The 6,000-nt window shown below is 40.6% G+C and carries 7 protein-coding genes and 1 tRNA gene; 1 reads left to right on the forward strand and 7 read right to left on the reverse strand.

The genetic code is table 11. The features are described 5' to 3' along the window. Nucleotides 1-187: 187 nt before the first annotated feature. From mltB to ACS72_RS14525, 5 genes are all read right to left on the reverse strand, one after another. Complete coding sequence (gene mltB / locus ACS72_RS14505) at nt 188-1,189, reverse strand: lytic murein transglycosylase B (RefSeq protein ID WP_048882474.1); 1,002 nt, start codon at nt 1,187-1,189, stop codon at nt 188-190. A 294-nt stretch (nt 1,190-1,483) separates the two neighbouring features. Further along, a complete protein-coding gene (locus tag ACS72_RS14510) occupies nt 1,484-2,134 on the reverse strand; it encodes a hypothetical protein (RefSeq protein WP_048882475.1) in 651 nt (216 codons plus the stop codon). Between the two features lie 19 nt (nt 2,135-2,153). After that, nucleotides 2,154-2,969 (reverse strand): NADPH-dependent 7-cyano-7-deazaguanine reductase QueF, encoded by an 816-nt coding sequence (gene queF / locus ACS72_RS14515; RefSeq protein ID WP_048882476.1) that lies wholly within the window; start codon nt 2,967-2,969, stop codon nt 2,154-2,156. Then, on the reverse strand, nt 2,969-3,742 hold the full coding sequence (locus ACS72_RS14520; protein ID WP_004815236.1) for an ABC transporter permease: 774 nt from the start codon (nt 3,740-3,742) through the stop codon (nt 2,969-2,971). Before ACS72_RS14520 ends, queF begins: the two co-directional genes overlap by 1 nt. Continuing rightward, entirely contained in the window at nt 3,739-4,674 is a 936-nt protein-coding gene (locus tag ACS72_RS14525; RefSeq protein WP_004815237.1) for an ABC transporter ATP-binding protein, read from the reverse strand. Before ACS72_RS14525 ends, ACS72_RS14520 begins: the two co-directional genes overlap by 4 nt. A 189-nt stretch (nt 4,675-4,863) precedes the next feature. Between ACS72_RS14525 and ACS72_RS14530 the strand changes: the two genes are divergently transcribed. Beyond that, a tRNA-Arg gene (locus ACS72_RS14530) sits at nt 4,864-4,939 on the forward strand. 223 nt (nt 4,940-5,162) lie between these two features. Here the strand turns inward: ACS72_RS14530 and ACS72_RS14535 are convergent. Continuing rightward, on the reverse strand, nt 5,163-5,633 hold the full coding sequence (locus ACS72_RS14535; protein ID WP_004809604.1) for an IS5/IS1182 family transposase: 471 nt from the start codon (nt 5,631-5,633) through the stop codon (nt 5,163-5,165). Then, nucleotides 5,581-5,895, reverse strand: a complete 315-nt coding sequence (locus tag ACS72_RS17625) for a transposase family protein (RefSeq protein ID WP_004782176.1) — start codon at nt 5,893-5,895, stop codon at nt 5,581-5,583. The genes ACS72_RS14535 and ACS72_RS17625 overlap by 53 nt, the downstream gene beginning before the upstream one ends. Nucleotides 5,896-6,000: the final 105 nt, after the last annotated feature.

Below are 6,000 nucleotides of genomic sequence, written 5' to 3' on the forward strand. Positions count from 1 at the left end.
TGGATAATATTCATGCCGGTAATAGCCTGTCTAGTCTTTAATTAAAATAGTCTTGAAAAGAACGTAAAATAAACAATAATTGGTTAAAAAATAACCATAATTGTAACAAAGTATGAAAAAAGTCCAGAATTTGAACTATTTCTCATAAATATTTGTTGACTTTTGTGTCTTGCGGTAAATAAGAGCCTTATCGACTCACGATTTCTGTACCTAATAACCACAAAGCAGTGGCGTACATTCGGCTGCGATTATAGGTGGTAATCACCTGAAAATTTGGATAAGTAATGTAGTAAATCGGTCCATAATTTTCTTGCAATTGAATGACATTGACCAAATCCAGATCGTCGATTTTTACGATCGGATTCATAGGACTAATTCCTTGAGTTTTTAATACACCATAGGGTGTTGGCTGGGTCAGGTCCTTGGCAATTATTGCATCCGGATTTGAACCAGCATAACGTGCAGGGAAAGCAATTGGCTGGTTGCGTTGCCAGCCATGCTGAGCCAGATAATTGGCAATTGAACCAATAGCGTCCACAGCAGAGTTACGAAGATCAATATGACCATTGCCATCATAGTCGACACCAAACTTGGGAATATTGCTTGGCATAAACTGAGGATAACCGATCGCACCGGCATAAGAACCCACTACGGAGTTGGTTGGCACCCCATCTTTATATGACCAGGCAATCAGAGCAGAAAGCTCATCCTGAAAGTATCCATTGCGGCGATCACCATTAAATCCAAGAGTGGCTAATGCATCACGAGTGATAAAAGAACCTTTGTTGCTACCAAAACCGGTTTCTACTCCTAGAATCCCAAGAATAATCGCCTGTGGTACACCAAACTGCTGTTCAGCACGATTCAGGGTATCGGCATACTGCTGTTTAAAACGCACACCACGCTGAATGGTACTTTCAGCCAGAAAATTGTTCTTATAGCTATACCACGGTTTGCTTTCACCTGGACGGCTCATGATGCTCAACACATTCGGTAAATTGCGTGTACCATTCATGGCCCAGTCAATCTGTTCATTACTTAAACCATACTGTTGCATGGTTTTGATTTTAAAAGCAGAATAAGAGGGATGCGTTTGGAAATCATTGGCTTGGCTAAAACTACTAAAACTAATTGCAGCGAGTACTAGAGAGAGTCGTTTAAGTTTTTTATAAAAATGTGGTTTTAACATCTGACAGTGATTTCCAATTTCATGAATGAGTTGGCAATAAGAGCATCCTGCACTTCTATTTATGCCCGAAAAAAGAGGCAAAAAATCGATAAAATCTTGTAAACAGAACACAATTGCTCAGGATTATTAAAGATAACATTGACTGGATAATGACATCCAACCGCTTTGACAAAAAGAGACAAAGTATGGCTATTTTTAACGCATTTTTCTTGTGAAAATGCATTTACTGTAACAAGCTATTTCATTGGCAATAAAAAAGCCCGACATCAGTCAGGCTTCTTTTACCAACTTATATTAAGAATAGAACAAAGTATCGTGGTATTCCGCCATTGCCTTTAGTTCATCCTTATTTAATTTCAGGATAATTTTATCAGCAGCAATATTGATTGCCTTGATCACTGCAGAAGCACCGATATCTGCTGCTTTACGTTTAATCATGCCCAGATCCAGGGTTTTGTTAAAATCCACCATAAAATGACGCACAGTCGCCTCACCAAACTCTTTATAGAGATTGCTCAAGGTCTGTTTATCGATTTCATTGCCTGCTTTTACTTCAGCAAACTGGTACTTAAGGCTAGTGACCAGATTGGCATCCAGAGATTCACCGATACGGATGTTGCCTTCAGGATCCTTAAACAGACTGCGTTCAGAAAAGGCAATGGATTCACGTACCACATCATTGGGAGCTTTGCCCAATAACTGCTTGAGCAAGACTGCTACCGTGGACTTGATATATCCTGCCAGTTTTTCCGCAGTATCACGCTTATCACTTGCTGGAAATTTGAGTACAAGTTCAGTCAAAATGGCATCAATGATCTCATCATTGATCATTAATGCCGTTTTGTCACGAAGTGGATACAGCGGTTCGCTGGAGTTTTTATTTTTCTGCGCAGTCTGAATTGTATTTAAAAGTTCTGCTGAAGGAATAAATCCAAAAAAAGGCATCGTTAAACCTCAATGTTTCTTATTGTCGCGCTAAACGAATAGGGCGAGGCATCCATGTGGAGTCCGATACACGGCAAGGGTTGATATCCAATCCACCACGGCGTGTATAGGCCGCATATACCATCAGCTTTTCCGGTTTTAGATTTTGCCAGATATCGGCAAATATCTGTTCCACACATTGTTCGTGGAAACCGTTGTGCTGACGATACGAAATAATATAAGCCAATATGCTCTTATAACAAGGTTTTTTACCTTGATAGCGTATAAATACTGTACCCCAGTCTGGTTGTCCAGTGACTGGACAGTTACTTCTTAATAAATGTGAATAAAGCTGAACTTCGACATTTTCATCACTTTCATTATCTAGAGCCAATAACGTCGCATCAGGATGATTTTCCAGACGTTCTGGGATCAGTTCATCCAGGCAGATTCCTTCAGGCTTGGCAATGTCCAGCTCATCTACATGGAACAGATCTAGCTTTACGTCCGCTTCAGCGGCTTTAGATAAATCCTGTTCGACTGTCGCAATAAAAGCTGATTTAGACTCAAACTTGGCAAAATTCAGGCTATTGAAATACAGCTTAAGAGATTTGGATTCGATCAAGTTTGGGGAAGATGCGGGTAAAATCATTCGACCAATTGCGACCTGTGGTACACCGGCAGCATTTAACCAGGATATTTCAAAAATATGCCACCAGTCCGTACCTTGTTGAATAGCTTCAATATGAGCATATTTCTCACGCGCAGGTGCACGTGAAATTGGGTACAGAATCTCCGGTTGATATTCTGTTGGATAGTTGGTGTCTTTACCAAGAAGAGAATGTTCTACACTCATTATTCACGCATTCCTGAACCACGAGACAATAAATAGTAAGCAATACCGTATAACACAGCACACCAGAAGGTAATCACAGCCAATGAAATGGAAACATTGACATCGCTATGACCTAAAATGCCGAAACGGAATGCATTCACCATATAGACGATCGGGTTAATTAAAGAGAGATTTTGCCAAAAAGGGCTTAAAACACTGATGGCATAGAATACACCACCTAAATAAGTCAGGGGAGTCAGCACAAAAGTGGGGATAATCGAGATGTCATCAAAGGATTTGGCATATACCGCATTAATAAAACCACCCAATGAAAACAGTAGCGAAGTAACGAGTACTGTATATATAGTGACGAACCAGTTAGTAATATATAAGTCAGTAAAAAATAGACTCATGCTGGTCACAATAATTGCCACCAAAATACCACGTGCCACGCCACCTAGAACATAGCCCCACAGGATTGCATGTAGCGGTACCGGACTCATAATCAGTTCTTCAATGCTCTTTTGAAATTTAGAACTAAAGAAGCTGGAAGATACGTTGGCATAACTGTTGGTAATGACCGCCATCATGATCAAACCGGGCACAATGAACTGCATATAGCTAAAGCCGCCCATTTCTCCAATCCGTGAACCCACCAGATTGCCAAAAATCACGAAATATAAAGTCATGGTAATGGCAGGTGGAAGCAGGGTTTGGGGCCAGATCCGCATAAAGCGGCGGATTTCTTTATAAATGATGGTATAAAGGGCAACGCCAAGCTGATTTAAATTCATTGCGCAGCTCCATTGAGGTTTTTCTCAACCATTTTCACAAACAATTCTTCAAGACGGTTGGATTTGTTACGCATACTACGAACTTGGATATTCTGTGCTTCGAGTAACTGGAACAGTTCATTCATACTATGTGCTTTATCTAAAGTGACTTCCAATGTCATTGGATCGACCAGATTAAACTTCACCCCTATAATATCGAGCTGGAGAGGTTCGATTGGTTCGGCCAGATCGAAGATAAAGGATTCTTCATTTAGCTGATTGAGGAAGTTCTTCATGGTGGTGTCTTCTTTAATGACACCACGGTCAATGATTGCAATCCGGCGACACAACATCTCTGCTTCTTCTAAGTAGTGAGTGGTCAGAATGATCGATGTGCCTTTATTGTTCATCTCATTCAGAAAGTCCCACATTGAGCGACGCAGCTCGATATCGACACCCGCCGTTGGTTCATCCAGAATTAACAGTTTTGGTTCATGCATCATGGCACGGGCGATCATCAGACGACGCTTCATCCCGCCTGAAAGCATGCGTGCCTGTGTAGCGCGTTTTTCCCACAAACCCAGTTTGTTTAAATATTCTTCGGCACGTTCTTGAGCAATTTTCTTTGGAATACCGTAATAACCCGCCTGCGTAACAAGGATGTCGAACGTTTTCTCGAACTGGGAGAAGTTGAATTCTTGTGGTACTACGCCTAAACACTGTTTCGCTTCAGAAGGGTGGGTATCCAAGTTGTGACCAAAAACCTCAACAGTCCCAGAGGTTTTTCTTGTTAAGGAACTAATGATGCCGATGGTTGTAGATTTACCTGCACCATTCGGGCCGAGCAGGGCATAAAACTCACCCTCTGGTACATCCAGATTAATACCTTTTAATGCTTGAAAGCCATTGTGATAGGTCTTTGACAAATCCCTTAAGGTCAATGCATCAGTCATGGAGATCTCAAATGGTGAAAAATTGAGATATTGTGAGTGATCTGTATAAATAAGCCAAGTGATTGAGTGGGAATTCTTTTATAAAGGTGTGAGAAGATTGTTCAAAGCGTAGTCACTAAAATCACTAGCTTATATATAGTTGTTTACCTTATGCGATTTTTTGTTATGATGTGCGCACTCCTCATATAAGCGCTCATAGCTCAACTGGATAGAGTACAGGTCTCCGAAGCCTGTGGCGTGGGTTCGAGTCCCGCTGAGCGCACCATCTCCTTGTTTGATTACATTCGAATTAATCCTAATGTTATTAAAAATTAATAACTTATATTTTTCTGTTGTCCGATAATATCCGAAGGCGTTTTAGGATACTGTAAAAAGGTTTATCATATTGAGCTTGGATTTTAGCAGCAACGTGAAGATGAACATAAAGATTTCATTTATAATAATATATTTTCTTTTATTAATGATAATTAATAGACCTCTTTCATAAATCATTTTTTGCTCAGTTCCAAGTTGTAGATTCCAGCGATTAAATTGAATCTCAAACCAAGCCTTTTACCTCTATTTCGATAACGCTCAGCAAGGATTTTGAAGGTTTTCAGGCTGCCAAATACATGCTCAATTCCGATTCTTCTTTTATTGATTTCTTGATTATAGATTTTCAATTCAGGATCCAATTTACAGTGTCTTTTGGCTTTTAATGGCAACAGGCTATTCGGATACAGCACATAAATCCCCTGATAGCCTTTATCTGCAAGGATAAAAGCCCCAAAAGGAATCTGGTTTAAATTGCGTTTGAACAACTCGAAATCATGCACTGCACCGCGACTGGTACATAAACTCAGAATTTGCTGAGTTTTGTAGTGAATCATGGCCTGTACTTTAAAGGTATGGGTCTTTTTCTTGCCGCTATAGCTTTTCTTCTGTTTTTTTAGGCCTTTGGATTGGAATTTCCGTGGCATCCACGATCACAACATTCCAGTCGATGCCTTCGCCCTCGGGTAAATCTTTGGGTAAATTAAACAGATTGGACCGAATCAGGCAGTCTTCAACATGACGGACAATTCTTGAGGCTGTGGGCTCTGAAACCCCGTAACTCGTCGCAACGTGAAATAAGGTTCGGTATTCCCGCCAATAGCTCAGACAGAGCAGAACCTGATCCTCCAGGCTTAACTTGGGCGGTCTGCCTTTGGCAGAGACATGCTTCTGCAATTGCTCAACCATCAAATAGAAAGTTGACCATGAGATGCCTGTGTATCGCTTGAACTGAGGATCAGCAAAACATGTTTGAATCGATGTATTTCATCCGCACATTAAGCAAACGAAAAG

Origin of the sequence: Acinetobacter sp. VT 511 (assembly GCF_001077515.1) — a bacterium.
In the GTDB taxonomy this organism is placed as follows: domain Bacteria; phylum Pseudomonadota; class Gammaproteobacteria; order Pseudomonadales; family Moraxellaceae; genus Acinetobacter; species Acinetobacter schindleri.

What these genes read in the sequence shown, in the direction of transcription:
- ACS72_RS17625 (WP_004782176.1), bottom strand. Translation starts at nt 5,895, where the DNA reads ATGGTTGAGCAATTGCAGAAGCATGTCTCTGCCAAAGGCAGACCGCCC.
- ACS72_RS14525 (WP_004815237.1), bottom strand. Translation starts at nt 4,674, where the DNA reads ATGACTGATGCATTGACCTTAAGGGATTTGTCAAAGACCTATCACAAT.
- mltB (WP_048882474.1), bottom strand. Translation starts at nt 1,189, where the DNA reads ATGTTAAAACCACATTTTTATAAAAAACTTAAACGACTCTCTCTAGTA.
- queF (WP_048882476.1), bottom strand. Translation starts at nt 2,969, where the DNA reads ATGAGTGTAGAACATTCTCTTCTTGGTAAAGACACCAACTATCCAACA.
- ACS72_RS14520 (WP_004815236.1), bottom strand. Translation starts at nt 3,742, where the DNA reads ATGAATTTAAATCAGCTTGGCGTTGCCCTTTATACCATCATTTATAAA.
- ACS72_RS14535 (WP_004809604.1), bottom strand. Translation starts at nt 5,633, where the DNA reads ATGCCACGGAAATTCCAATCCAAAGGCCTAAAAAAACAGAAGAAAAGC.
- ACS72_RS14510 (WP_048882475.1), bottom strand. Translation starts at nt 2,134, where the DNA reads ATGCCTTTTTTTGGATTTATTCCTTCAGCAGAACTTTTAAATACAATT.